General features: G+C 38.8%; 24 protein-coding genes. 16 read left to right on the forward strand and 8 right to left on the reverse strand.

Annotated elements, in window-relative coordinates; translation table 11 throughout:
* Positions 1-27 precede the first annotated feature (27 nt).
* Both pyrF and D5018_RS02905 read left to right on the forward strand, forming a co-directional pair.
* Positions 28-732, forward strand: a complete 705-nt coding sequence (pyrF, locus tag D5018_RS02900; RefSeq protein WP_121837539.1) for an orotidine-5'-phosphate decarboxylase — start codon at positions 28-30, stop codon at positions 730-732.
* 104 nt (positions 733-836) lie between these two features.
* Positions 837-1,382: a DUF2058 domain-containing protein gene (locus D5018_RS02905; protein ID WP_121837485.1), complete on the forward strand. Its 546-nt coding sequence runs from the start codon at positions 837-839 to the stop codon at positions 1,380-1,382.
* A gap of 55 nt (positions 1,383-1,437) precedes the next feature.
* Here the strand turns inward: D5018_RS02905 and D5018_RS02910 are convergent, their stop codons facing one another.
* The 3 genes from D5018_RS02910 to bepA are packed head-to-tail and all read right to left on the reverse strand — an operon-like array spanning position 1,438 to position 3,685.
* The gene (locus tag D5018_RS02910; protein WP_121837486.1) at positions 1,438-1,815 is read right to left on the reverse strand and encodes a DUF2069 domain-containing protein; all 378 of its coding nucleotides are present in this window, start codon (positions 1,813-1,815) and stop codon (positions 1,438-1,440) included.
* Complete coding sequence (gene arsC, locus D5018_RS02915) at positions 1,815-2,165, reverse strand: arsenate reductase (glutaredoxin) (RefSeq protein WP_121837487.1); 351 nt, start codon at positions 2,163-2,165, stop codon at positions 1,815-1,817. The genes D5018_RS02910 and arsC overlap by 1 nt, the downstream gene beginning before the upstream one ends.
* 44 nt (positions 2,166-2,209) lie before the next feature.
* The gene (gene bepA / locus D5018_RS02920; RefSeq protein WP_463674598.1) at positions 2,210-3,685 is read right to left on the reverse strand and encodes a beta-barrel assembly-enhancing protease; all 1,476 of its coding nucleotides are present in this window, start codon (positions 3,683-3,685) and stop codon (positions 2,210-2,212) included.
* 96 nt (positions 3,686-3,781) lie between these two features.
* Here bepA and D5018_RS02925 point away from each other — a divergent pair, with 96 nt between their 5' ends.
* Both D5018_RS02925 and D5018_RS02930 read left to right on the forward strand, forming a co-directional pair.
* Positions 3,782-3,997 carry a sulfurtransferase TusA family protein gene (locus D5018_RS02925; protein WP_121837488.1) on the forward strand — a complete coding sequence of 72 codons (216 nt, stop codon included), beginning with the start codon at positions 3,782-3,784 and terminating at the stop codon, positions 3,995-3,997.
* A 23-nt stretch (positions 3,998-4,020) separates the two neighbouring features.
* Entirely contained in the window at positions 4,021-5,088 is a 1,068-nt protein-coding gene (locus D5018_RS02930; protein ID WP_121837489.1) for an AI-2E family transporter, read from the forward strand.
* Between the two features lie 42 nt (positions 5,089-5,130).
* Here the strand turns inward: D5018_RS02930 and bcp are convergent, their stop codons facing one another.
* Both bcp and D5018_RS02940 read right to left on the reverse strand, forming a co-directional pair.
* Positions 5,131-5,601 carry a thioredoxin-dependent thiol peroxidase gene (gene bcp, locus D5018_RS02935; protein WP_121837490.1) on the reverse strand — a complete coding sequence of 157 codons (471 nt, stop codon included), beginning with the start codon at positions 5,599-5,601 and terminating at the stop codon, positions 5,131-5,133.
* 2 nt (positions 5,602-5,603) lie between these two features.
* A complete protein-coding gene (locus D5018_RS02940; RefSeq protein WP_121837491.1) occupies positions 5,604-6,143 on the reverse strand; it encodes a glycine cleavage system transcriptional repressor in 540 nt (179 codons plus the stop codon).
* 186 nt (positions 6,144-6,329) lie between these two features.
* On the opposite strand from D5018_RS02940, the gene dapA reads away from it, so the two are divergent.
* From dapA to tsaB, 3 genes are all read left to right on the forward strand, one after another.
* A complete protein-coding gene (gene dapA / locus D5018_RS02945; protein WP_121837492.1) occupies positions 6,330-7,214 on the forward strand; it encodes a 4-hydroxy-tetrahydrodipicolinate synthase in 885 nt (294 codons plus the stop codon).
* A 4-nt stretch (positions 7,215-7,218) separates the two neighbouring features.
* Positions 7,219-8,307 carry an outer membrane protein assembly factor BamC gene (gene bamC, locus D5018_RS02950; protein ID WP_121837493.1) on the forward strand — a complete coding sequence of 363 codons (1,089 nt, stop codon included), beginning with the start codon at positions 7,219-7,221 and terminating at the stop codon, positions 8,305-8,307.
* A 119-nt stretch (positions 8,308-8,426) separates the two neighbouring features.
* Positions 8,427-9,128 (forward strand): tRNA (adenosine(37)-N6)-threonylcarbamoyltransferase complex dimerization subunit type 1 TsaB, encoded by a 702-nt coding sequence (gene tsaB / locus D5018_RS02955; protein WP_121837494.1) that lies wholly within the window; start codon positions 8,427-8,429, stop codon positions 9,126-9,128.
* A 32-nt stretch (positions 9,129-9,160) separates the two neighbouring features.
* Here the strand turns inward: tsaB and D5018_RS02960 are convergent, their stop codons facing one another.
* The 3 genes from D5018_RS02960 to D5018_RS02970 are packed head-to-tail and all read right to left on the reverse strand — an operon-like array spanning position 9,161 to position 12,080.
* Entirely contained in the window at positions 9,161-9,460 is a 300-nt protein-coding gene (locus tag D5018_RS02960; RefSeq protein ID WP_121837495.1) for a PAAR domain-containing protein, read from the reverse strand.
* An 11-nt stretch (positions 9,461-9,471) separates the two neighbouring features.
* Positions 9,472-10,041: a DUF6931 family protein gene (locus tag D5018_RS02965; RefSeq protein ID WP_121837496.1), complete on the reverse strand. Its 570-nt coding sequence runs from the start codon at positions 10,039-10,041 to the stop codon at positions 9,472-9,474.
* The gene (locus tag D5018_RS02970) at positions 10,041-12,080 is read right to left on the reverse strand and encodes a type VI secretion system Vgr family protein (protein WP_121837497.1); all 2,040 of its coding nucleotides are present in this window, start codon (positions 12,078-12,080) and stop codon (positions 10,041-10,043) included. The genes D5018_RS02965 and D5018_RS02970 overlap by 1 nt, the downstream gene beginning before the upstream one ends.
* 376 nt (positions 12,081-12,456) lie before the next feature.
* Here D5018_RS02970 and D5018_RS02975 point away from each other — a divergent pair, with 376 nt between their 5' ends.
* The 9 genes from D5018_RS02975 to D5018_RS03015 all read left to right on the forward strand — a co-directional run bounded on the left by D5018_RS02975 (position 12,457) and on the right by D5018_RS03015 (position 22,312).
* Positions 12,457-13,716, forward strand: coding sequence for a hypothetical protein (locus D5018_RS02975; protein ID WP_121837498.1), 1,260 nt, complete (start codon positions 12,457-12,459; stop codon positions 13,714-13,716).
* Between the two features lie 21 nt (positions 13,717-13,737).
* Complete coding sequence (locus D5018_RS02980; protein WP_121837499.1) at positions 13,738-15,135, forward strand: type VI secretion system protein TssA; 1,398 nt, start codon at positions 13,738-13,740, stop codon at positions 15,133-15,135.
* A gap of 35 nt (positions 15,136-15,170) precedes the next feature.
* Complete coding sequence (locus D5018_RS02985; RefSeq protein WP_121837500.1) at positions 15,171-15,686, forward strand: Hcp family type VI secretion system effector; 516 nt, start codon at positions 15,171-15,173, stop codon at positions 15,684-15,686.
* 84 nt (positions 15,687-15,770) lie between these two features.
* Positions 15,771-16,283 carry a type VI secretion system contractile sheath small subunit gene (tssB, locus tag D5018_RS02990; RefSeq protein ID WP_121837501.1) on the forward strand — a complete coding sequence of 171 codons (513 nt, stop codon included), beginning with the start codon at positions 15,771-15,773 and terminating at the stop codon, positions 16,281-16,283.
* Positions 16,283-17,761 carry a type VI secretion system contractile sheath large subunit gene (gene tssC, locus D5018_RS02995; protein WP_121837502.1) on the forward strand — a complete coding sequence of 493 codons (1,479 nt, stop codon included), beginning with the start codon at positions 16,283-16,285 and terminating at the stop codon, positions 17,759-17,761. Before tssB ends, tssC begins: the two co-directional genes overlap by 1 nt.
* Positions 17,762-17,774: 13 nt before the next feature.
* Positions 17,775-19,142 carry a type VI secretion system contractile sheath domain-containing protein gene (locus D5018_RS03000; protein ID WP_121837503.1) on the forward strand — a complete coding sequence of 456 codons (1,368 nt, stop codon included), beginning with the start codon at positions 17,775-17,777 and terminating at the stop codon, positions 19,140-19,142.
* Positions 19,139-19,561 (forward strand): type VI secretion system baseplate subunit TssE, encoded by a 423-nt coding sequence (tssE, locus tag D5018_RS03005; protein ID WP_121837504.1) that lies wholly within the window; start codon positions 19,139-19,141, stop codon positions 19,559-19,561. Before D5018_RS03000 ends, tssE begins: the two co-directional genes overlap by 4 nt.
* Positions 19,554-21,335: a type VI secretion system baseplate subunit TssF gene (tssF, locus tag D5018_RS03010; RefSeq protein ID WP_121837505.1), complete on the forward strand. Its 1,782-nt coding sequence runs from the start codon at positions 19,554-19,556 to the stop codon at positions 21,333-21,335. The genes tssE and tssF overlap by 8 nt, the downstream gene beginning before the upstream one ends.
* Positions 21,317-22,312, forward strand: a complete 996-nt coding sequence (locus D5018_RS03015; RefSeq protein WP_121837506.1) for a type VI secretion system baseplate subunit TssG — start codon at positions 21,317-21,319, stop codon at positions 22,310-22,312. The genes tssF and D5018_RS03015 overlap by 19 nt, the downstream gene beginning before the upstream one ends.
* Positions 22,313-22,318 lie beyond the last annotated feature (6 nt).

Consider the following 22,318-nt stretch of genomic DNA (forward strand, 5'->3'; position numbering starts at 1 on the left):
GAAATTGAAAATAATATAGGAGAACCCATGGCTGAAAAACGTATCCTTGTTGCTTTAGACTATGACAATAAAGCACAAGCTTTTGCCCTAATTAATCAGCTTGATCCTACAATGTGCCGATTAAAAATCGGCAAAGAAATGTTTACTTTATTTGGTCCTCAATTTGTAAAGGAAGTACAAGAAAAAGGTTTTGATGTTTTCCTCGATTTAAAATTTCACGATATACCAAATACAGTGGCTAAAGCAGTCAGGGCTGCAGCTGAACTTGGTGTATGGATGGTAAATGTTCATGCAAGTGGTGGATTAGCCATGATGAAAGCGGCTAAGGACATTCTTGAACCCTATGGTGAAAAAGCACCAATGTTAATTGGTGTTACCGTTTTGACCTCAATGAGTGACGAGGAACTGCCGCTAATTGGAATCAACAAAACTGCTGACGAACAAGTGCAACACTTAGCGGCATTAGCTTATCAAGCAGGCTTAGATGGTGTTGTGTGTTCAGCACAAGAAGCTGAGTCATTAAAATCGACCTTAGGCGATGATTTTAAATTGATCACTCCGGGAATCCGCCCAATCGGTTCTGCTGTTGGTGATCAACATCGTATTATGACCCCAGAAAAAGCACTAAAAGCAGGCTCTGATTACTTAGTTATAGGTCGACCAATTACTAAAGCGCCAGATCCACTTGAAGCCTTGACGAGCATTCATTACAGTATCAATCCAACTGAATAAATCTGACTTGTTGTCATGCCTATGAAGGCAGGCATCCGGAGTCTTTACTAAGTCACTATACACTTGTCTACGCAGGTGTGACGATACAAAATAGAGAATCAACAATGGCAAATGCATTACAAGAGCAGCTATTAAAAGCTGGTTTAGCCAGTAAACAAAAAGTTCGTGATGTTAAAACTCAGAAACGTAGAAATAGAAAGCAAAAAGTTGATGACGGTTCGGCAGAGTTAAAACAACAGATTGCCGAACAAAAAAAGCAACAAGCAGAAAAAGATAAAGCGTTAAATGAACAGCGTTTTGCAGAAGCATTGGAAAAAGGTCAGGTTCGATCCTTGATTACTGAGTTTACTCGAACAGCAATTTCATTACCTGCAAATGGTGAAGTGAAGTTCAATTTTACCCTCGGTACTAAAGTTCATTCAATTTATATTGATGAACAAGTTCAGAGCCAATTACTCAGCAGTAAATTGGGTATTGTGCGTCACGAAGATAAAACTTATGTAGTGCCATTTAAATTAGCTGAGCGTGTGAATTTATTAGTACCTGAATGGTGTGGGTATTTAGCTTCAGAGGCAGATAGGGTTGAAGATACTGTAGAAGAAGATGATCCTTATGCGGATTATGTGATACCTGATGATTTGATGTGGTAATTGATTTACTTCCAAATGAGAAAGCCCGAGTCAATTTCGGGCTTTCTGAATTCAATTATTCCTGATTTTTTTTCTTTTTCAATCCTAAACCTAACTCACGCCCTCTGAATCGAGCATAGTATGGGAAGCCAATAAGCAGTAATGAAATTAAAACTGTCTCGATAACAGCAAAAGTAAACCCGTTGTCAGCTACCCATAAGTTCGTAAGAGCGTGCAGCTCATACAGACATAAAATAAAACTGGCCCACGCAAATGTATAAGGATTACCTTGAATTATCCCTTTTAACGGAAGTAGTAACGGAATTATCCATAGTGCAGTAAATGCAAAACTATAGGTTCCTGACAAGCCAAGCTGAATAAAGTAACCACTTAAAAGCAAAACTAATGCAATATATCCAGTTCTACATAGTTGAAATAACGTTTGTGTTTGCATTAGATGATATCCAATACGTTTTCTGGTGGTCTACCGATAACAGCCTTGTTATTGGCTAAAACAATCGGTCGCTCAATAATCTTAGGTGTAACAGTCATAGCTTCAAAAAGTAGATCGTCTGATACTGAACTGTCGGCTAAATTTTGTTGCTTGTAATCATCTTCTTTAGTTCGCATCATTTCACGAACTGAAACACCAAGTAGACTATGAATGTTTTTTAGTGTCGCAACTGTAGGTACATCTTTCAGATATTCAATAATCTCAATTTCACAATTATTTTCTTGTAGCAATGCTAATGTTTGTCGACTTTTAGAGCAGCGAGGGTTGTGAAAGATGGTTACTTTAGTCATGTTATTTCCAATCTAATTATTTACAACGAATTTTAACAACAAATCTAGCGCTTAGATAACTTTTTTATCTCGATTTCGTATTGTCTGAATTGACGAATTCGAGCTTCAATTCTTGCGAGCTGCAAAGGATCACCTTGGCTATTTTTATGAGCATAATTAAGTTGATCAATTGCACCGTCATAGTTTGCTTGCAATGCCATTATTTCTGCCTGAATATAATGCTCCATTGCTGGATTATCGGTTTTAGAATAAGCATCGAGCAGTAACTGATAAGCCACCATATTATCCCATTCATAAAAAATAGCATCTTGCAGGATGGGAATGGCTTTATCAGATTTTTCAGCTTCAATGTATGCATGGGCTAAATTCATAGCAATTACTTGAGATGCTGGTTTATCTTGATATTGTGCTTCAAGCATAGTGATAGCTTGTTGATATTTTTTTTGCTTAATTAACAAATCAGTTTTTGTATCGATATAAAACAAATTATCAGGGTTATGATTAAGAAGCTGCTTGATAATGGCACTTGATTGCTGAATTTTATCTAATTCGAATAACGCTAGAGCTTTGCCGTAAAGTGCGGCGTCTTTTAACACAAATGTTTTTAGTTTAAGTTGTTTATTGAACATGGCAAGGGTTGCACTCGGGCTAAGATCGGAAAATCTTACTTGTACTCTCGCTTTAGCCAACTGAAATTCGAGACTGGCTGGAATATATCGGTGTGGATACTTGGCTGCACGATTTCTGGCTTCTGTAATTCTTGATTTTGGTAGAGGGTGGCTTTGCAAGATTTCAGGCAGGCGAGTAGCGTACTGATATTTTCGCGCAAGTTTATTAAAAAAGAGGTAAGCTCCGTCTGGGTCAAACCCTGAATCAACCAGGGTGTGCATACCAATACGGTCAGCTTCTTGTTCGTTTGAACGGGTATAATTGATTTGTGTTTGCCTTGCTATACCTGTTGTCGTAGCCAGTGCGGCCATACCTGCTTCGGGTGCTGCAATGGTTAACAGTAAAGAGCCTAATAATCCAGCTATCATTGCGGGGTTACTTCTTGCTCTGGCTTCCATAGCACGTGCTAAGTGTCGTTGGGTAACGTGGGCTATTTCATGTGCATAAACAGATGCTAATTCACTCTCATTATTGGCGTTCAGAAATAATCCTGTGTGTATTCCTACGTGACCTCCAAAAAATGCAAATGCATTAATTTCGTCATTCTGAATCAAGAAAAATTTAAAAGGGGTTTTAACATCCTGTGCATGTGCGACAAGTTTGTTGCCTAATTCAGTGATGTACTGGTTGAGTAATGGGTCATAGACAACGGGGCGTGAAGCTCGTTGTACGCGCATATAGATATCACCCAATTCATTTTCTTGGTCGATGGTTAAGGTGCTTGCTGCGGCGGTACCGAGATTTGGAAGTTCATTATCAGACCACGCGAAATGAGAGGACGAAAGCATACTGGCTGTAAGTAGAGCCATTGTTATTTTTTTTAATTTTAAGAAACGCTTTTGTTTATTCAATGTAGACCTACTTTTAAACGATGAAAATAGGGGAGTCACTTGTGTTTTGCTTATAACTTAGGATAATAGCCACAGTTACTTAAGAGCAAGCGTATTATGCAATTTATTGATTTAACTGATCACCGTTGTCCACTTGTTTTAGTTAAAATTAAAATGGCTTTAAAAAGCCTACATGTAGGTGAAAAGTTACATCTCGCCATATATGACCATCTGTCACGTAAAGATGTTCCCAAATTTTTACAACAACAGGGACACAAAGTTCAAATAATCATCAATAATAAAGATAAGTTTGAATTTGTTGTAACCAAGTAATTGTCCATATTAAGTGAAAACTCATGATTTCTTTACTTTCAGATTGGTATAAGTCTAAATTCAGTGACCCACAAGCCGTCACTTTGGTTCTGATCCTTTTAACAATATTTCTAACCATTTATTTCGCTGCTGGTATTTTGGCACCATTAATTGTGGCTTTGGTGTTAGCATTTTTATTAGAGTGGCCTGTTAAGCAGATGCATCGCGTAGGCATAAATCGCACTGCAGGGTCATCTATCGTCTTATTGGCATTTATTGGTTTAGTTCTGCTGTTAGTTTTGGGTGTACTGCCTAGTGTCTGGAATCAAGGGATTGCATTTATTTCAGAGTTACCAAAAATGCTCGATCAAGGTATGGTAATGGTCAAAGATCTATCTACTAAATACCCTGATTATATTAGTACTGATCAAATCAACAGCTTATTAAATGAAGCAAAAGCCTTAGTAGATACAAAACATTTAATCAATCTTGGGCAACAGTTACTTGGTTTTTCTGCGTCTTTAATTGTTTTGATGATTTATGTAGTTTTAGTTCCTCTTTTGGTTTTCTTTTTCTTAAAAGACAAACAAGTGTTGCTGAGTGGAGTAAAGCGGTTCTTTCCAAGTAATCGTCAATTAGCAGGAAAAGTATGGTCTGAAATGCATCAGCAACTGTTTAACTACATTCGAGGGAAAGTAATAGAAACCGTTGTTGTGGGCGTTGCAACCTATATATTTTTCTTGTTTATGGATTTACGCTATGCGGCTTTGCTGGGGGTATTGACTGGGCTTTCCGTTCTGATTCCTTTTTTAGGTGCCGCATTAGTTACACTTCCTATTTTGCTTGTTGCATTTTTCCAATTCGGTATTAGTCCTACATTTGGTTATGTAATGTTGGGTTATGGCATTATTCAAGCGCTTGATGGTAACGTACTCGTTCCACTTTTGTTTTCGGATGCTGTCGATCTTCATCCAGTCATAATAATTGCAGCTGTGTTAACTTTTGGTGGGCTATGGGGCGTATGGGGAGTCTTTTTAGCTATACCACTGGCTTCATTGGTTAAAGCTGTACTTAACGCTTGGCCGGAGCGAGAACAAGTATCTGTATCTTGATGAGAAAAAGCGACCTATTGGTCGCTTTTTTAATGATAAGATTCATTCACCTTTCAGGTAGTTTAACACTACGTCATGATGTTCTTTAGTTTTGAACTTATTAAATACGTGTTCAATCGTTCCATTTTGGGCAACAAGAAAACTAAGACGATGAATGCCATCGTAAACTTTCCCCATGAATTTTTTCTCTCCCCAAACACCAAAAGCATCTGCTACGGCGTGGCCTTCGTCACTCAATAATGTGAAATTCAATTCTTGTTTTTCTGAAAATTTAGTTAGCCTAGGAACAGCGTCGGGGCTTAAGCCAAATACAGTGACATTTAGACTATCTAATTCCGCTTTTGAATCACGAAGGCCGCAGGCTTGAACGGTACAGCCAGGAGTGCTTGCCTTCGGATAGAAGTAGACTAATACTTTTCCATTCTTTAAAGCTGACTCCAAAGAATGTGTTTCTCCATATTGATCTTGTAAATCAAATAGCGGGGCTTTGTCGCCTGCTTTTAGGGTATTCATAATTATTCCTGAATGATTTTTGTTAATTGTTTGATGCTGCTTTCAAGCCCTAGCTTTAGAGCAAACTGCTCGATTTCTGGGGTTACAGCGTTCGCAGAAATACCTTCTGGGACATTGATGATCACTTGAATTTGTTGTGTGTGTTTATCATCTTCATCTGACTCAGCATGAGATTTTACACTCGCTAAGTCTAGTTCTTTGTCTGCTAAAAATCGTGTAATTGCTGCCATTGTTCCACGTTGATCTGCGCCTGAAAATACCACTTCTAATCGAGAAGTAAAATTAGTCAAGGTATGCTTAGAAGTACGCTTAACGACAGTTAACAGATCCAACTCAACACTCAGGCTAGGAATAGTACTTTCAATTTTAGCTATTGATGTCCAAGAACCTGATAACATCATTATCATGGTGAACTCGTTGCCAAATATTGCCATTCTGCTATCAACAATATCGCAATCACAATCGGTTGCTAACCTTGCAAGACGGCTGACAATACCTGGACGGTCGGCACCCATAGCTGTAAGTACTAAGTAGTTGGTCATTAAATTACCTCTTTAGAAAGCCAATCTTCGATTTATAAATAGACAAGAAAGATCAATAGACCGTAATAAGTAAATGATATTATCAAATTTATCCTCTTGTTTGTACTTGTCATTATTGCTGAGCGTAAGTAACATAGCGTGGCTCGAGTATTGCTTGAGAATTTTTCTTAGTTGAGGGGATAACAAATGTTTAAGGGAAGTTTTGTTGCCTTAGTCACTCCTATGGCGCTTGATGGTAGTGTTGATTACGCAAGCTTAGACAGGCTGATTGAATTTCATATTGAAAATGGCACAGACGGGATTGTTGTCGTAGGCACAACAGGTGAGTCAGCGACTCTTACGACTGCGGAATACGTAGCCATTGTTAAACATGTTGTAAAAGCCGTAGATGGCCTAGTTCAAGTTATAGCCGGTAACGGTTCTAATTCTACTGCGCATGCAGTTCAATTGACGAAAGCTTTATCTCCGCTTGGTTTAGATGGAATGCTGTGCGTAACACCGTATTACAATAAGCCTTCTCCTCAAGGTTTAATAGCGCATTTTACAGCGATTGCAGACAGTACTAATGTCCCCCAAATTCTTTATAATGTGCCAGGTCGCACAGCAGTAGACATGCAGCCTGAAGTTGTTGCCGAATTGGCGAAATTATCCAATGTTGTAGGCATAAAAGAAGCAACGGGTGATGTAAATCGAGTAGAAATCATTCGAGAGTTATGTGGTGATGACTTTGCTATTTTAAGTGGTGATGATGCAACTTGTCGTGAATTCATGTTATTAGGTGGTGATGGTGTCATTTCAGTAGTTAATAATATTGCTCCTAAAAAATTCAAAAACCTATGTGATTTAGCCTTAGCAGGCAATACCGATTTATCACAACAAATTGATGAATCATTTTCAGGGCTTTACGAATCATTATTTATTGAAGCTAATCCGATCCCGGTAAAATGGGCTGCCTACCACCTTGGTTTAATTGCTAACCCAACTATTCGACTGCCTTTGACTGAACTTTCATCTAGCCATCATGGTCTGTTAATAGACGCAATGAAAAAAGCCCAACTAGAGGTTAAATAATTACATGCTAAAAAAAGTTTCACCATTGGTCTTAATGATGACCGTAGCGGCCTGTTCTACCACGGCTGAACGCCGCCAAGCGAATGGTTCGGATAATTATGTTAATGAAAAAAACGAACCCAAGCTCATAGTTCCTAATGGCTTAAAGCAGCCTGCGTACAAATCTGAATTCCGTTTACCAACATTATCTAAGGATCATGACTCACAGCAAGTCGGTTCAGCTCTTGATATTCGACCTCCTTTGCAGGTGTTAGCGCTTGCCGATGGAACACGAGTTGAAGATAATAGTAAAGGCGTTAAGGTACTGGTTGAAACCGTCAACAATAATCGCGATCTTAAAGGCGAAATCGAAAGTACTATAGAATCATTTTTAGCAAGTCGTAATATTCGAATTGTTGAAAAAACTGAAAACCCATTAACTTTTAAAACTAACTGGGTTGAAAATACTAAGGTTGTAGACTCAAGTTTATTTGGCAGTGATACAGGTTATACCTTGCGTCAACGTTATGAGTTTGACGTAAACATCAAGCCTCATGGCCGCACTGGAGATATTGTAGTCAAGTTAATTGACCATCAAGTTCAATATAATGGTGAAGAGCAGGGTATCAAGTTAACCGATACTGATATGCATCGTTATACGGTTGATATGTTAAATTCAGCCATTTCATATTTAAGAATTGAGCGTATCAAAGCCATTAAAGCAGCAAGAGTAGAACAAAGCTTAGGTATGAAGGTTGAGTTTAAAGCTGAACAGAAAACAGCATATTGGCTTGTTAATGCACCGAACACCAAAGTATGGGATCGTCTCCGTATTGTTCTTCCTGAACTTGGTTTTGAAATCGTTGACATGGATGTAAGTAAGAATCTCTATTATATTGATTACAAAAATGAAACCGGTTTTTGGAGCTCTTTATGGGGTGACAGTAACAAAATTGAGCTGAAAGATGGTTCATATCGATTAACTCTCGAACCTCAGGGCGATTCTTCTACCAAAATCATAATTCGTGATATTGAAAATAAAGCACTGTCTCTTGAACAATTACAATCACTAAATAAGCCATTAATGACGCAAATGGCTGAGAAGCGTACTTAATTAAGCATTAAGAGCAAGTGGATTATTCCGCTTGCTCTTTGGCTTAGGCTTATGCTCTAATCGCCACATCTATTCTTTCCATGCGTTACCGACGTAACATTTCATTTTGTAGTAACACTATGCCTAAAAATAATCCAACTATTCTTGCCGTTGATACTTGTACTGAAGCTTGCTCTGCTGCTTTGTTAGTAGATGGTCAAATATTTTTTGAATCCGCCAATGCACCTAGAGAGCACAGTCAAAGACTGTTAGGAATGGTGGACTTATTACTATCTAAGGCAAAGATTTCTCTTCGAGATGTTGATGGTATTGCATATGGTAGAGGTCCTGGGAGTTTTACTGGCATCAGAATTTGTACCAGCATGACCCAAGGGCTTGCATTAGGGCATGATATTCCTGTTTATGGCGTATCAACATTAGAAACCATGGCTCAAATTGCTAAAGAACAAGGAGCAAAGCAGATCATTTGCGCCATTGATGCTCGAATGAACGAGATTTACACCGCACAGTATAGAATCGAAGAAGAAAAATGTATTACGGTTTCTGATGAAGAAGTCTGTGCGCCAGAAAATATCAGCATTTCTTTAGATAATGCGATGGAAGTTATTGGTTGTGGCACGGGGTTCTCTGCCTACCCTGATTTAGCTAAAAATTTTTCTGATTTTGAAATTCAGCCCCTTGCAGAGCTACCATCTGCGAAACCTATGCTCGCGATTGCCATTGAAGCATGGCAAAAAGAGCTATATACACCAGTTGATGACCTTTCTCCAGTTTACCTGCGTGATACCGTTACATGGAAGAAACTACCTGGCAGAGAATAAAAATAATAGTGTAGAAGTGGCTCAAAGATCCATTATCCACCAATTAGTACAGTTGGCCATCCTAAAATGATGGTTCCTCCGTGTGCGGTGATATCAAGCATGCGGGCTGCGGGTTGATTACTTAGCAATACTGTCATGCTTCCTTTTACAATACTGTCTGGAGGCCCCACACAAACGCAGGGTTGCCCCATAGTCGCAGCTGGTAGATTTCCAATAAGCACCATATTTGGTAAGGGAAGAATTGGCCCTCCAACGTGAGGAATTGGCACTATTGCAGGGGTTTGCATTGGACATACATGCATATCTGTGGCTCTTGCTGCTGGAAAACTCATAATGTATCTTCCTATTTTTCTACTTTGCCATTGCCTCCCATGGCGATGTTTAATCCAATATCAATAAATTCGTTATATCTTTGTTCTGCATTTTCACCGTAAGGTAACACCGCGGTGAGAGTGATACAGCCCGATACTGCTTGTGCGTATAAATAAGCTGGGGGTAACACTTCAGGCGAATCAGGATCAATCATACTGCCACCGCTCCAGAATGCTGACTGAGCAGCCCAACCAGCTCCTGACTCTAACCCTGCTTTTTTCGCCATGTCTTCTGCGTATCTTCTATTAGCTTCATCTGGCGCGTGAACCCAAGCTCTTGCTGATTGGATTGCATTGAGTTCAGATTCATTCCAATCGGTACGTTTTGATGCACAACATACAGCCCACCATACGGCTTCTCTTATTGGTAAACCATGTGCAAGAAAGGTAATTACATGACTAAAGTTCTCATTGGTGCGAGAGTTCTGAATCAATTCATAAGGGGTAGGAAATGGCTCTGAGAATAAGATGTAATCAGCATTTGGTTGGTAAATGCTAAATAGTTTTTGTGGCGTGTCGTAAGGGATCTTTAATAATTTCATTAGTTGATTTTGGCAATTGCCCCTTGTAATTGAACCATGGCTCCAGCCTTGAGTTGCGTCATCGCTGTTCCTTCCACGCTTACAAGTGCACCTTTTAGATCTGCTTTACCTTGTCCCTCTACTGTAACCATTGCCGCTTTCAATTCAGCTTTGGCTTGTCCTGAAATTTCAACTTGAGGTGCTGAGATTTTAATGCCACTGGGACTAAGCTCGATAGAGCAACCGCCAACGGATAGCGCAATTTTTGTTTTACCACTGATTTCTACGCTTTGGCCGTCTACTGTTACAGAAGAAATAGCTTTTGCTTCTAGCCCTGAATTGGCCTGCATAGTTATATCTTTATCAGCAGTAGCACTGAATGTTCCTTTTGTACTCACAGTGAAGTCTTTGTCTGTTGATGCAGCCCAAGCTTCTTTACATGTCATTTCTATTGCTTTTTCTACCGTCGTGGTTTGATTGCCTTTTATTGTTGAAATGCAATCATTTTCAATACTGGTATTGGAGTCGTTAGCAATGGTAGTGATGATATCGTTTTTAACATCTATAAGTAGATCCTTTTCCCCATGTAGGTAGATCTGCTCATTGTCTTCTTTATCTTCAAATACTAATTCATTTGCCCTGTCACTGCTGCCATTGGGTGAGGTTCGAGTTTTGATTCCGGATTGAGTAATTACATCGTAAGGTATTTGGTTATTGGTATTATAAATAGAACCAACAACAACGGGTCTATCCGGATTTCCATCTATATATTGCACCAATACTTCGTCACCAATTCTGGGCATGAAAACAGCACCAAATCCGTTGCTCGCGCATATTTGGGAAACAGGAAGCCAGCAGGACGTATTTTCATCATTCTGGCCTATCGCATCCCAATGAAATTGAACTTTAATTTGTCCTTTTTTATCTGTATAAATTTCATCACCACTTGGTCCTGTAACTGTAGCTGTATGCAATCCTTGAGTTTTGGGTCTCGACTGTAATTTTGGTCTAAAGGGAACCGAGATAGGAATGCATTGAAAATTATTTTGATACTGTATTTGTGAGCCAGATTCAGCATGATCAATAACATGATTTATTTGGGTGACCACATATTCTTGATTAACTTCAGATACTGGATGATTTGATAATTTAAAAGTAGTACCTGCAAACAAGGCAATAATATTTGAACATGAATTGGCTTGTGTTCTTTCAGTATCTAATGCTTCCATTTGCAACTTTGCAAAATCGCGAATAACGCCTTTATCATCACAACCTTGACCGTAATAGTAAGCTTGTAAACCACTGAAATTATAATCAAGATTACTTTGCCGCTCGTCGCTTGAAAAGACTTCAGCGAGTTGTTGAGTGTGATCAGATAATGACAAACTAGCAGTCCCTAGTGAAGTTTGAAATTGCCACTGAGTTATGACTCGTTCGGGAGATTCAAATAGATCTTTATAACTAACAGAACTATTATCGATTGAAACAAAATTATTATTAGAATCCGAAATGACAACTGTTGGCTTCGAAGCAGTATGGTCTAAATAGTAATACCAGCCTTCCATCGACATTAAGCGCTTGATAAAAGCAAGATCGGTTTCACCCATTTGAGTGCAATATTCATGATCTCGACCAGAGCCTACCAAGGATAACTTTGTAAAAGTTTTTGTCTCTGAATCTTCTAAAATTTGTTCGATTATCCTTTTAGTTTCCATACTCTGAAACATTTGCTGATTGCTTCGATACTTGAGCAAGGAAATAGGGTCAACCGCACTGATGCGATAATAATAAATATTTTTTTCTAGGCTGTACTCCTCAATTACTATCGCTGAAATTAAGCCTGTGAACTGGCGAGTCTCATCTTTATATTTTACTTTGACACTTAAATCCTTACCAAGTACTTGAGCTGAAATTTCAGTATCACTAATGATGGATAAATCAATTTGAGTTCCCTCTGAGATTGCTTCACTACAATGAAGCTTTGTTGCAATGTAAGGTCCTTTACCATTTAACTTAGCCGTCATCGGACGTACTGATACATCAAAGTCAGTGACTGCCATAAGGTACGAAATCCTTTTAAAAAAGGGAGTGTAGAGAGTTTGCACTCTAGCGGATATAAAATTTATTCCCACTACAAAAGTTGAATAACTAATGCCTATTTAGTATTGCACTCATCTTTAGTTAGCAGTAAAAGTACATTCTTTCAATGGTCACTTACAGAGTGAAATAGGTATTACTATGAAAAACAGATTGAGTAATCATAGTTTGTATCTGCCTAAGTTCTTAATCATTAAAACATCAGAGTTCATAATTGTTTTAATATCTAGATCTGCTCATTCAAAGTACAGTTTTTTTACCCCTTAAAATTTTAGTTTCGTTTCATAACTCGGTTTGCCCTATATCATTTTTGAGCAAAGTTGTATTGGAGTACGAGACATGCATTTCAAAGTATTTAAACGCAAAATAAAAGATACGATGTTCGGTAGCACTACTGACACTGCGGCTTCTTTCCAATTAAAGGATATGGAAGATGCTCGTTACGGAGCCATGTACTTTTTGGCAAATGTTGAGATTAAAAAGAACTTTAGTCTTTCTAAAGACTGGTTCGGTGGCAACGTTATCAGTACAGAACCTTTAGATGATATAAAAACAGTTTCAACCATCTTATTGAACAAAACAAAAGTTGGACGAAAAATAACTGGTGCGGTTAACGTTCTTGGTGACGCAATATCTACCGTTATTGACAAAATCAAAGGTATGATCCAAGCATTCTTTGAATGTATTATCGGTAAGGTAAGATCTGTTTATGGGGTCATGCTATATGGTGCCGAATGGATAACCGAAATGGGTGTGTGGTTAGCCCAAACGTTCAGTAAAAGTTTAGCCGATGTTATTCCAGGATTAGGCTACGCCAGTTCAGCGCTTGATATCTACAGTGGAATTAGGCAGGCAGTATTAAAATCAATTGACTTTGGCACTCAACTATACGCTGGTAGGGGCGTTGAACTCCTCGGTGGTCACCCCTCAATCATTGCCAACGCATTGGCAAGACATTCTGCTGTTGGGATTGCTGGTGGTGTTAAATCAATTGCTTATGGGGCGACGAGTATCGGACTAGAGGCGGCTGCGGATTCTGTTGGTGGAGCCGGTATGATTGTAAGTGTTGTCACTGGCATATTGGACAGAATAACTGAATTAGTCGATCGATTAGTTCAAATTTCAGTGATGAAATATGTAAGTAATAAAGCAAAAAAAGAATGGGAGAATCGTGGTTCCGCAACTTCCATGCTTAATAATCATAAAGCCTTCTCTGAATGGTTTCAAAATACCACAATTACAACTCCAGTTGTTGCAGCATTAGTGATGGGTTCTGGTTTTGTTGCACACAGTAATAAGTTTTTGCAGCTTCTAGATGAAAATGCAGAAATAAAAACTCAAAACCAGTTTGATAAAGGAATCACTTATATTGAGAAACTTAAATCACTCTCTGGTAAATATGTTAGGGAGTACATTGATGGTTATGGTGTCGATTTCACTAGCTTGGATGGTGTTGTAAATGCTAGGTTAACTGAACTAACAAATGGAAAAGCTTTGCTCGACGGCACAGAATTCACTGTGCAACCCATATCTCCTAGTGTAAGCGCTATTGGTGCAATGGCAACAGGAGCACCACATCAAAACTCTGTTCAAGCATAGACAATTCGAGGGTTAATTCAATTGTTTACCGAGCAACTTAAACAAGAGTTAATTCAACCGATCAGTGCTGAGATGCATTGCGGTGAATATATAAAACTTGATAGGTCTTTATTTAGACCGCTTAGAAATTCGTTTAATTTAGCTCAGACTTCTCTGCGAAAATTAAGTCAGAACCCTGATGGAACTGAAATAGAAACTTTACTGGAAGAAAACACTAATAATTGGGAGCAGTTATCTCAAGAGTTATTAGACATTTTCAAACAATCAAGTAGAGATATTGAGTTAATAGGTTGGTTTCTTTCTGCTCAACTCATTCTTGATGCCTCATTAGCCAGTTTCGCAACGGCCATGGAGTGGCTAGCAGAACTGGTGAATGAGCAATGGGACTACCTAAATCCTGTTCTGCCAGAAAATAAACTGAAAGCAGAAGATGAAGCAGGAAAGCTAAAGGAGCAGTCTGAAGCTAAATCTAAAGCTTTTTTTCAATTAGTCGGAGATAGCGAAGAAGGTAGTTTGCTCTATGGTCCATTTTTAATGCTGCCGTTAATTAATGAAATTAGCTTCTTTCATTATCAAAGTGTTGAAAGAAAAGGTGAAGTAAGCGTTTTAAAACAAAAGGTCTCTGCTTACGTAAGCAATGAAAAAGAAACCGTAAAAACGAAGATAGAGAGCTTAGAACGTGCATTAACTGCCGTTGAAAGGTTAACGAATTCTACTTTCGAACATTGTAGGGAAAGTAACGTTACTGCGCCTAATTTCAATTTTATAAAAAATATCATCAAAAAATTTGAATCTGCAATCGTTTATTTAACAGGTATTAAGCTTAATAAAAAAGTAGCTGCGGCTGATACAGCTGATACAGGTAACGATACAGAGGCGTCAAAAGCAGGATCAGAAACAGAAAATTTAAAGGTTCAAAATCAGTCTGAATCAGGTCAAAGCAGTAGTTCTGAACAAATTATGTTAACTAAAAATTCGGAATCGTTGTCAAAGGTAGCTGCGAATAACAGTATGAATCGAAATTTTGCGCTGCATCAATTACGAGATATCTCTGATTATTTTAGACAAAGCGAGCCTCACAGTCCGGTTTCATTTCTACTAGAAAAAGCAATTCGTTGGGGCTGTATGTCTTTACCAGATGTGATCAAAGAAATGATGACTGAACCAGAGGGTGGTCTTGTTGACAAAATATTTGATAGCACAGGCTTGAATCGAATGGATCAAGTGGTGCTACCTGAAGTTGATGAAGTTAACCCTATATCCATAAATCAGCAATCAAATACACAGAAGGTAAGTCACACACCTGAGCAACAAATCCAGCAAAAAATCCATACGTCAGAACCAAGTGGGAATGACGTGACATCCAATCAACAACCAAAATCTGATGAAGCAAGAAAAAATACGGCACTCAGTTGGTAGTTGAGCAGTAATCATTCATAAGTAAGGAACTTACTATGGCAAGTATCTATATGCGAATTGATGGCGTCGATGTTCAAGGTGGCGCTACGATAGAAGGTCTTGAGGGCACGGGTTGGTTTGCTTTGAGATCATATAGTTGGGGCGGTGTCAGGAATGTTGCCATGGATATTGGTAATGGCAATAATGCCGATTCTGGCATGGTTGCAATGACAGAGGTGAATATCTCTAAGCAAGTCGATGGCGCATCAGAAGATTTACTTTCTTATCTATTTAATCCGGGGAAAGAAGGAAAAACCGTTGAAATTGCTTTTACTAAACCTGAAGCCGATGGTTCAGGCGCAAAACTTTACTTCCAAGTGAAACTCAGTCAAGCACGCTTAGTTTCATACAATGTGAGCGGTACAGATGGATCTCAACCTAATGAAAACATCTCATTGTCTTATGTAGAAATTTCACAAAAACACAATTACGAAATGGAAGGTGGCGAAGTCAAAGAAGGCGGTATTGTTACTTATAACCTACCACAGGGCAAAATGCTTTCAGGTGCTTAACAAAATTAATCTCTTGGAACCTTGTGAAATGGTAGCAAGGTTTCTTTTTTCAGTATTTTTTGCAAGTCAATCGGGGTGACGGTTATGGCATTAAACGCACAACATAAGCGAGTAAGTAAAAACCGAGTAAGCATCACCTATGATGTTGAAACAAACGGCGCAGTAGAAACCAAAGAATTACCGTTTGTTGTCGGTGTCATTGGTGATTTTTCTGGTCATAAACCTGATTCAGATAAAGTGGATTTGGAAGAACGCGAATTCGTTGGTGTAGATAAGGATAACTTCGACACAGTTATGGGGCAAGTTAACCCAACACTGAACTACAAAGTTGATAATAAATTGGCAGATGATGATAGTCAATTTGAGGTCAGTCTTGAGTTTCGTTCCATGAAAGATTTTCAACCAGAAAACGTTGTTGCGCAAATCGATCCACTTAAAAAATTGGTAGAAACTCGTAATCAACTCAAAGTGCTATTAAGCAAGGCCGATCGGTCTCGTGATCTTGAACGTCTTTTAAAAGAAGTACTCCAAAGTGCTGATGCAATTCAAGGGTTGGCTGATGAGCTTGGTGTGGGTCAAAATGGAGGAGAAGAGTAATGTCAGAAGAACAACAAGCTACCGAATCTGCTGCAGGTGAAGTTGAGCAACAAAGTTTATTAGAAAGAGCAATTTCTGCAACCACACAAACCCCCGCCGATACCACCAAAGAGTTATTAAGCATTCTCACCAGTCAAGCCTTAGATGGAACGGTTACGTGGGACAAAAACCTTACATTGACGATTCAAAAAGCCATTTCACAAATTGACAGTAAAATCTCTCAGCAACTATCGGGTGTTATGCGTAATTCTGATTTTCAGAAACTTGAAGGTACTTGGTTAGGGCTACAAAAATTGGTTAAAAATAGTGAACTTGGGCCGGATTTAAAAATAAAACTTGCTGATTACACTAAAGATGAGTTGCTGGAACAATTTGAAGATGCACCAGCCATTGATCGAAGTCGCTTCTTTACTATGGTCTACCAAGAGGAGTTCGGCACTGCAGGTGGACAACCTTATGGTGCTTTGATCGGTGACTATGAATTTGGATATGGGGATGAAGATGTTGCATTACTTCGTTACATGGCAGAAGTTGCGGCGGCATCTCACTCACCATTTGTTACTGCTACAAACGCCAGTATGTTTGACTACGATAGTTTTACTAAGTTTTCAGAAGGTAAGCCTGTTGCTGCGGGTTTTGACTCACCAGCTTATGCGAGTTGGAATGCATTCAGAGCAAGCGACGATTCAAGATACGTAGCCTTAACTCTTCCAAAAACATTGGCTCGATTGCCGTACGGCTCCGCTACAATACCAGTTAAATCTTTTGAATATGAAGAATTACAAACTCGCCCTGATGGTTCACAAATTGTAGAGTCTGACGAAGATTTTGTCTGGAGTAATGCTGCATACGACTATGGTTTGCTACTTACTCAGGCATTTACACAATTTGGTTGGTGCACAGCCATTCGTGGTACTGAAAATGGTGGTAAAGTTGAAAACCTGCCAAATTTCACTTACTACTCGGATGCAGGTGACTTGTTGCAGCAATGCCCATCTGAAGTAAACCTGACCGATGAACGAGAAAAAGAACTGAGTGATTTAGGTTTTTTACCTTTGGTTCATTACAAGAACACCAGCTACGCGGTATTCATGGGGGCTCAAACGGCGCACAAACCAAAAACTTATACTGATCCCGATGCTACTGCTAATGCCGCTATATCAGCTCGTTTGCCTTATACCATGGCCAGTAGCCGAATCGCGCAGTATTTGAAAGTTATGGGGCGCGATAGAATTGGCTCACATCTAGAACCCAGTGATGTTGAAAAAGAACTGAATACTTGGATTCACCAATATGTTAATCCCAATGCTATTGGTAATGAAGCTAAGGCGAGACACCCATTGGTAGAAGCAAAGGTTACGGTTGAAGAACAAGCGGGAAGGCCGGGTTCCTATTCTGCAGTAGCTTACCTAAGACCTTGGCTACAGATGGAAGAGCTAACAACATCTTTACGAATGGTTGCTAATATTCCAAGTTAGGAACTTACGTCCAATGACACATTCATATCAAAACGTCACTTTGAATACGCCACAAACGTCTAAGTTATGGGCTGAACTAGGAAAACATTCCAATCTGCATGATGTTGACAAACTTAAAGTCACTGTAACACTTTTAATTGCGCAACTTGATAAGGTAATTAGTGCTCAATTGTCTGAAGTTATTCAACATCCACATTTTAAGATGCTTGAAGCTTGTTGGCTTGGATTAAAGAGTCTTACTTCATTAAATGTTTCTCTGCGGCGAGTTAAGGTTAGATTACTCGACCTCAGTTGGGAGCAAGTTTCGGCTGATATGAATTTAAGCTTTGATGTTCGACATACTGCTCTATACCGAAAAATATATTCACAAGAGCTTGATACGGCAGGGGGCACGCCTTACGGAATTTTGTTGATTGATCACCTCGTTAAGCCGGACTATGTAGCAATATCTGATTATGATGATTTGTATACACTACAGTTGCTATCAGAGTTGGGGGAGCAAGCACTATGTCCTATTCTTTTGGGGCTAGATGAGTTCTTTTTCGGTGATGATCCTAAACGTCAAATGCAAGATCCTGCACGAATTGACCGTATTCTAGAAAGCCCAGACTATCAATCTTGGCACTTACTTAGAAATAACAATTCATCACGTTTTTTACATTTAGTTATGCCAGAGTTATTCCTTAGGGCACCCTATCAAAATTATAACTCTGGATTCATATTTTCTGAAGCCGACACCGCTAAAAATTCATTATGGGGCAACTGTTCCTTTATGTTAACCGCTAATGCTATCAAAGAATTTGATAGGATTAGTTGGTTTGGATTTTTGCGTTCCTACAATTCGGACGGTGTGAGTGGTGCTTTGGTTTCCACATCTAATGATGAACCAGTGGTTACCAAAATTGATCTGCATAGTGAAGAGGATGGTTTTTGGGCAGAACATGGCTTTGTTTCATTAAGCAGTCTTTATCTGACTGAACAAAAAGGTTTTTTCAGTAACCAGTCAGTATGGAATGCAAAATCTGATGCCGAGCGAATTTTGGGGATGCTGCAAACAAACCTTATGGCATGTCGTTTTGGTCATTATATTAAAACCCAAACTCGCGATCAGGTAGGGGGATATGACAGTGTTCACGACTGTCAAAAACGTATTGAACGCTGGTTGCAAAAATACATTAGTGGGCTTGATTACGGTGAAGATTCTGTGATGGCTCGTTATCCATTAAAGTCTTGTGAAGTCAAAATAGAAGCGGACCCTTTAGATAAAACCCGCTATTTTTGCCAAATACGATTACAACCTCAGTATCAATATGAGTTGATGGATGTAGAAGTTCTGCTGAGTACCACTTTATCCAACCAAGACGTTGGAGAAGCAGCATGAGTATGATGGCTAAATTGACACAGAAGTGGGGCAACAACATTGATTCTATGAGAGACATAATTATAGAAAATGTCTGTTCTTTAATATCTTGTCGTGCCCCTTTCTGGGAGGAAAAATTAAAAACTGGACATTTAAAAGGCACCATTGTGCATTATGGGATTCGTCATGCCACTCGATCACAGAGTAAAGCCAACATTGAGGTAATTTTAGCTGATATAACAGAAGTGATTCAATTGTATGAGCCCAGACTTCAACATGTACTTATCGAACCGAGCAAAGATGAGAAACTTACAAACAACCTAAAGTTTCGCATCTCAGCCGTTTTAGATACTGAGCTTGGTTCTGAAACAATGGTTTTTGATTCGGTATTGGATTTCAGTTTCAATCAGCTTGATATAAGGAATTCAAACCTTGTCTGAGACAATGTTAACCTACTTTGAACAAGAGCAGCAGTTCATTCGGCGTGATGGTGCTATGTTTGCCATTCAGCATCCTGGAGCTGCAAACGCATTAGGAATAAGCAAGGAGGGAGTGGATGATCCGCAAATATCGCGCCTTATAGAAAGTATCGCTTTATTAAATGGCCGGTTACAAAAGAGGTTGGATGGTAGCTTTCCAGAACTTACTGAAAGTCTTATTCAATTACTATTCCCACATTATCTAAGACCGATTCCTTCATATGCAATTTTAAACTTTGCAATCGATGATTCTGCCAATTCGAGCCATTTAATACCAGCGCTTACTGAGTTTGATGTAAAGAGTGGCAATCAGACATCGTGCATTTTTAGAACGACTGAAGACATTACACTTTATCCAATTAAACTCAGTAAGGTTCGAGTCGCTTTTGCACCTTTTGATGTTCCGAAGCCTAAAGGTGCTGAGCAAGCTAAGGCACTAATTGAAATTGATATTGAGACCATTGATGAAACGATTCTGTTTTCAGATTTAGATATCAAAGAATTAAATTTATATTTAAAAGGTGAAGCCAATGCTGCGTTGAGATTGTACGACATAGTATTTCAAAAGACACTTGAGATATGTGTTTCGACTGAAGATAAAAATTACGTTTTAGGTCGTAATCGTATGAATTCAGTTGGTTTTGAGCTAGAAGAAAGTCTACTTCCTTATAATGTATCTTCATTCGCTGGTTTTAGGCTTCTTGCTGAATTTTTTACCTTTCCAGAGCGATTTAATGCGTTTAGGTTTGATTTACATGAATGTCTAAAGCAAGTGGATTCAAATCGTATCTGTTTACGACTTTTCCTTAGTGAGTTAAGTGTTGATATGGCTAGAGGGCTCTCAACCAACAATTTTTGTTTGTTCTGTGTACCAATAGTTAACTTGCACACTATGACGGCTGATCCGGTTTCAATAGACTTTTTAAAAAGGCAATATCCGTTGATATTAGATTCTGGTCAAATCGAGGGGATAGAGGTTTTTTCTGTCGATCAAGTCTTTGATGTAACAGATGGAGATTTAGTCAAAGTTCCAGCTATCTATAGTGAGAAATATCTTGAAAATCAGTGTGGGTTAAGGTGGCAATTAGTTCAAGAATCACATGAAGATGGTCATATTCAAAGCCATTTAAAAGTTGCTGATCTTAAACATCTTGGTGCAAGTGGAGATAACAGAACGTGGCTGGTGAAAGTGACGGTAACCAATGGCTTAAAAGCGGGTACTTTACCTCTATCAAGTGAACTTCGCTGCAGAGATTCACTAACAATTCCGGGGACAATGAGGTTATTACGAAAGCCATCTATTGCACTAAAGCGTAGAGATGCGGATGAAGAAATTTGGTCGTTATTGTGTCATTTACATTTCAATTATCAGAGCATTTTAGGTAACAATGATCCCAAGCGTACTCTTAAAGAGGTTTTCCATTTGTACAACCATAATCAAAGCACACAAAACACCGCTTATATCGAGTCGATAAATAACATTGAACTTGAACAGATAGTTTCTCCAATTAGAGTTTCAGGAAAAGGATGCTTCGCTTATGGAACTAAGATCACGGTTACCTTAGATGCAAATCAAATAAATGGTGGCTTAGTATTATTTAGTACGCTATTAGATAAATTTTTTTCATATTTCGCGAACTTTAATAGTTTTAATCAACTTGAAATAAAGCTAGAAAGTCAGGATGAAGTATATATTTCGTTTCCGAGGAGATCAGGATGCAAAGGTCTTCTTTAACTGAAAAATTATCATCAGTGGATGGTGCAGAATTAGCTAGCGCTTGGCAATTAATTAAACACGAAGCGGCGAGTAATGGTACGAGGCCAAGAATTAGGTTCCGATGTGAATCATTACCTGCTTATTATCATTCTCAGGTCACCAGTGTCAGTCATAACACTCGACAATTTTGGATAATTGAAACAAGCATAGCTGCATTATCTGGAAGTCATGGGGTTATGCCTCGGCCTATGTATCGTGCCGCATTAGAAGCGCGTTTTGAGTATAGCGATGAAGCAGCTATCGATTTTTTTAATGGCTTTAATAACCGTTATTTAAACTTATTTTGTCAGGTCGAAAACAAGCATCAAATAGTGCGCTTAAAAGAAGAAGAAACATTTACATGGCCAACACATGGGACACACATCAGTGAGCTTTTGGCTAAGTTATCCGGTGTTGTAGGCGAATCAAATGTGATTCCACAAAAACACTTTATTCAATATACAGCTTTATTGGGTTTTAAACTGACCTGCCCAATAGCATTGAGAATGATGCTAGAAGATTATTTTGAGGCAAAATTTGAGATTGACTATTTTGATATGGAGCATCAAGCGCTCACACCATGTTCATTAACGAGAATTGGCCGTAACGGTCAAAACCAAAAGCTAGGTAAAACTACACTTATTGGGAAAGTCGCCACGATGGTGGGGCAGAGCCTTAAGATAAAAATATGCCCACGAAATTATCTTCATTATTTAGAAGTTTATAGTGATAAGAAGTTAACGCTTGCAATTGATCATATGGTGAAAACCTATATGGGGATCAATATTAAGTACAAGTTATATATGAAGGTGAATAGCCGATATTTACCTAGAACACGTTTACTATCATCAGCAAGTAACGCGACTAAATTAGGACGTTCAGCCTGGATGGGAAGCCAAAATACATCAAAACAATTTGTTGAAATGCCGCTTGCTATTGATCCGCTTTTACAATGAGTCGGA

The organism is Parashewanella curva, from assembly GCF_003675895.1.
GTDB lineage: Bacteria > Pseudomonadota > Gammaproteobacteria > Enterobacterales > Shewanellaceae > Parashewanella > Parashewanella curva.

Excerpts from the sequence above, each read along its gene's own strand:
- pyrF (WP_121837539.1), top strand. The coding sequence starts at position 28 with ATGGCTGAAAAACGTATCCTTGTTGCTTTAGACTATGACAATAAAGCA.
- D5018_RS02905 (WP_121837485.1), top strand. The coding sequence starts at position 837 with ATGGCAAATGCATTACAAGAGCAGCTATTAAAAGCTGGTTTAGCCAGT.
- D5018_RS02910 (WP_121837486.1), bottom strand. The coding sequence starts at position 1,815 with ATGCAAACACAAACGTTATTTCAACTATGTAGAACTGGATATATTGCA.
- arsC (WP_121837487.1), bottom strand. The coding sequence starts at position 2,165 with ATGACTAAAGTAACCATCTTTCACAACCCTCGCTGCTCTAAAAGTCGA.
- D5018_RS02925 (WP_121837488.1), top strand. The coding sequence starts at position 3,782 with ATGCAATTTATTGATTTAACTGATCACCGTTGTCCACTTGTTTTAGTT.
- D5018_RS02930 (WP_121837489.1), top strand. The coding sequence starts at position 4,021 with ATGATTTCTTTACTTTCAGATTGGTATAAGTCTAAATTCAGTGACCCA.
- bcp (WP_121837490.1), bottom strand. The coding sequence starts at position 5,601 with ATGAATACCCTAAAAGCAGGCGACAAAGCCCCGCTATTTGATTTACAA.
- D5018_RS02940 (WP_121837491.1), bottom strand. The coding sequence starts at position 6,143 with ATGACCAACTACTTAGTACTTACAGCTATGGGTGCCGACCGTCCAGGT.
- dapA (WP_121837492.1), top strand. The coding sequence starts at position 6,330 with ATGTTTAAGGGAAGTTTTGTTGCCTTAGTCACTCCTATGGCGCTTGAT.
- bamC (WP_121837493.1), top strand. The coding sequence starts at position 7,219 with ATGCTAAAAAAAGTTTCACCATTGGTCTTAATGATGACCGTAGCGGCC.
- tsaB (WP_121837494.1), top strand. The coding sequence starts at position 8,427 with ATGCCTAAAAATAATCCAACTATTCTTGCCGTTGATACTTGTACTGAA.
- D5018_RS02960 (WP_121837495.1), bottom strand. The coding sequence starts at position 9,460 with ATGAGTTTTCCAGCAGCAAGAGCCACAGATATGCATGTATGTCCAATG.
- D5018_RS02965 (WP_121837496.1), bottom strand. The coding sequence starts at position 10,041 with ATGAAATTATTAAAGATCCCTTACGACACGCCACAAAAACTATTTAGC.
- D5018_RS02970 (WP_121837497.1), bottom strand. The coding sequence starts at position 12,080 with ATGGCAGTCACTGACTTTGATGTATCAGTACGTCCGATGACGGCTAAG.
- D5018_RS02975 (WP_121837498.1), top strand. The coding sequence starts at position 12,457 with ATGCATTTCAAAGTATTTAAACGCAAAATAAAAGATACGATGTTCGGT.
- D5018_RS02985 (WP_121837500.1), top strand. The coding sequence starts at position 15,171 with ATGGCAAGTATCTATATGCGAATTGATGGCGTCGATGTTCAAGGTGGC.
- tssB (WP_121837501.1), top strand. The coding sequence starts at position 15,771 with ATGGCATTAAACGCACAACATAAGCGAGTAAGTAAAAACCGAGTAAGC.
- tssC (WP_121837502.1), top strand. The coding sequence starts at position 16,283 with ATGTCAGAAGAACAACAAGCTACCGAATCTGCTGCAGGTGAAGTTGAG.
- D5018_RS03000 (WP_121837503.1), top strand. The coding sequence starts at position 17,775 with ATGACACATTCATATCAAAACGTCACTTTGAATACGCCACAAACGTCT.
- tssE (WP_121837504.1), top strand. The coding sequence starts at position 19,139 with ATGAGTATGATGGCTAAATTGACACAGAAGTGGGGCAACAACATTGAT.
- D5018_RS03015 (WP_121837506.1), top strand. The coding sequence starts at position 21,317 with ATGCAAAGGTCTTCTTTAACTGAAAAATTATCATCAGTGGATGGTGCA.